This window comes from Cupriavidus sp. HPC(L) (genome assembly GCF_000307735.3).
GTDB lineage: Bacteria > Pseudomonadota > Gammaproteobacteria > Burkholderiales > Burkholderiaceae > Cupriavidus.
Genome location: NZ_AMPR02000319.1, coordinates 1 through 2387, shown reverse-complemented (window position 1 = coordinate 2387; position 2387 = coordinate 1). Strand labels below are relative to the sequence as shown.

General features: G+C 66.9%; 4 protein-coding genes. 3 read left to right on the top strand and 1 reads right to left on the bottom strand.

Annotated elements, in window-relative coordinates:
- Positions 1 to 417 (bottom strand): DnaA N-terminal domain-containing protein (locus B551_RS27120; protein WP_043440348.1); only part of this gene is annotated, 417 nt, incomplete at its 3' end.
- Positions 418 to 1224: 807 nt separating this feature from the next.
- Between B551_RS27120 and rpmH the strand changes: the two genes are divergently transcribed.
- The 3 genes from rpmH to yidD all read left to right on the top strand — a co-directional run bounded on the left by rpmH (position 1225) and on the right by yidD (position 2213).
- A complete protein-coding gene (gene rpmH, locus B551_RS16505; RefSeq protein WP_006578231.1) occupies positions 1225 to 1359 on the top strand; it encodes a 50S ribosomal protein L34 in 135 nt (44 codons plus the stop codon).
- A gap of 165 nt (positions 1360 to 1524) precedes the next feature.
- A complete protein-coding gene (gene rnpA, locus B551_RS16500; protein WP_156526473.1) occupies positions 1525 to 1938 on the top strand; it encodes a ribonuclease P protein component in 414 nt (137 codons plus the stop codon).
- A 14-nt stretch (positions 1939 to 1952) separates the two neighbouring features.
- Positions 1953 to 2213 (top strand): membrane protein insertion efficiency factor YidD, encoded by a 261-nt coding sequence (gene yidD, locus B551_RS16495; RefSeq protein WP_006578233.1) that lies wholly within the window; start codon positions 1953 to 1955, stop codon positions 2211 to 2213.
- The last annotated feature ends 174 nt before the right edge of the window (positions 2214 to 2387 follow it).

Below are 2387 nucleotides of genomic sequence, written 5' to 3'. Positions count from 1 at the left end.
CTGCCCGCCGTGCGCCGGCGGCTGGCCCATTGGCTGGCCGGCGCCATAGGCCGGCGCCAGATGGGCGGCCGGACCCACAGCGCCCGGGGCGGCCGGATCCTGGGCGGCACCGTACGCGCCGCCCGGATTGCTGGCGGCCGGATAGCCGTTCGCTGCCGCACGCCCCGACGCGGTAGGGTCGAGGACGAAGTGGACACTCACCTGCGCTTCCCAGTACTCGCAGGCGAGCGCGGTGATGCGCCCCGAGAACTGGCTCTTGACCCAGTCGAGCTTGAAGCGGTTGGGCGCGGCGATGCGCAGCGACAGGGCGTTCTCGTCGAACGCCACAGGCGCCAGCGGCTTGATCCAGGTTTTGAACTGTTGAGGCGTCAGTTCGCGCTCGAGTTGCGCGGCTGCCGCCTGCCAGAAATCTTGCATCGGTTGTTGTTGGGTAGTGCCACGGCCGCGTGTCGTCACGTCAGCAGTCTTCCGAGTCCCAATAAAAAAGGGCGCCGCTGTCTCCCGAGTGCCGGCATGACCGCTACCGCAGCTGGCTTGCCGGGTCCCCCGCCCGCCAAGCCGCCTAACCGTCATGTCCTGCACACCTCGGGTTGTGCGTGCGCCACGCAGGCCGTGTTGTGTTTGGACCGGGATTGTACCCCCCGGCCCAAGTTATCCACAAAGGATAAGTCTGTGGACAACTTGTGAAAATTCGGTGGATGACTGTGCACAACCTGCAACCTTGCAGCGCCGCATCGGGCACTTATAGAGGGCAATCGCTTGATTTGAAAGGGGATTTCCCTTCGCATCACGCGTAAAAAGCGTTGTTTAGGCCACTCGAAAATGTGCTTCGCACCACTGTGGACAAGAAATCGGCCGCGATTGCCTGTGCGTGCACCCGCACCGCGGCATCCTCCCACAGCCGCCTTGACAGGCGCGCGGAAAATCCGTTAAATGGCGGGTTCTGCGATGCGGCAGGGGATCTCGTATGCGCATCGCCGGGTCTGACCCGCTTCATAAGCGGCGGCGGACCTGAGCACGGGTCGCCCGCGCCAGCCGCGCGGTCATCCCGCCCAGCCTGCGTCGCGAAACCTGTATCGCGACACCCTAGGCCGGCGTCAGGTCAGCTTCAGGACAATCACAAGCGTCGGCAGTACCGCATCCGCGGCGGCCCCATGCGAACCATACGCGGCAGCCACGGCCCTTTCGCGGCCGGGCGTGCCCAGATCAACCAGAGAGTGCAACATGAAACGTACCTACCAACCTTCCGTTACCCGCCGCAAGCGTACCCATGGCTTCCGCGTGCGCATGAAGACCCGTGGCGGCCGCGCCGTGATCAATGCGCGCCGCGCCAAGGGCCGCAAGCGCCTGGCAGTCTAAGGGCCGGGTGACGGGACGGCGGCCCGCCTCGATGCAGCCGGCAAACGCCGGCGCATGATGGCGGTGCCCGGCGCGGTCGAGTCCCGGCCGACGCCCTTCGCCGTTGTCCCCTGTGCCTTGCCCCCAGGACGGCCCGGCAACGCGTGCCAGCCCAGTCTGACCAGCGTGCCGACCCATGCCTTCCCCAAAGCCGCGAGGCTCACAAAGACGGATGAGTTTTCATCCGTTTTTGCTTTGCGCCCGCGGCGCCGCAGCGCCCATTTCGTGCTTTATGTCCGCGCCAACGGCCAGCCGCAGGGGCGGCTGGGCATCGTGGTCGGCAAGAAGTTTGCGCCGCGCGCCGCCGAGCGTAATCTGGTGAAGCGCATGGTGCGGGAACTGTTCCGCCAGCGGCAGGACCAACTGGTCGGCCGCGACGTGTTGCTGCGATTGCAGGCCAAGTTCCCGCGCACCGAATTTCCCAGCCGCCGTGCAGTCCGGCTGGCCTGCCAGGCCGAACTGGCCGAGCTGATGGAAGTCGCCGCCCGGCCCCTGCCGTCCGCTCCGCCCGCTGCGCTCACCTCGCCTTCCGGCGCCTGATCGAGGGCACCGACATGAAGCCTATCCTGCTTGCCCTGCTGCGCTTCTACAAGATCGCGCTGAGTCCGTACCTGGGCTCGCAGTGCCGCTTCCTGCCGACCTGTTCCGACTACGCCCGCGAAGCCATCCTCGGTCATGGCGCCGCGCGCGGCAGCTGGCTGGCCGCCCGCCGGCTGTGCCGTTGTCATCCCTTCGCGCAAGGCGGGTATGATCCGGTGCCGCCTTCGCGCGACGCCGCCCGCCCGCCGGTCAGCGTCCGGCTGCCCAGACCCTGAATTCCCAGATACAGCGAGACATGGATATCAAACGCACCATCCTCTGGGTCATCTTCTCGATGTCCCTCGTGCTGCTCTACGACAATTGGCAGCGCGCCAACGGCCACGCCTCGATGTTCTTCCCGAGCGCCTCGCAACCCGCGGCCACCGGCACGCCGGCGAGCGCGCCGCAGG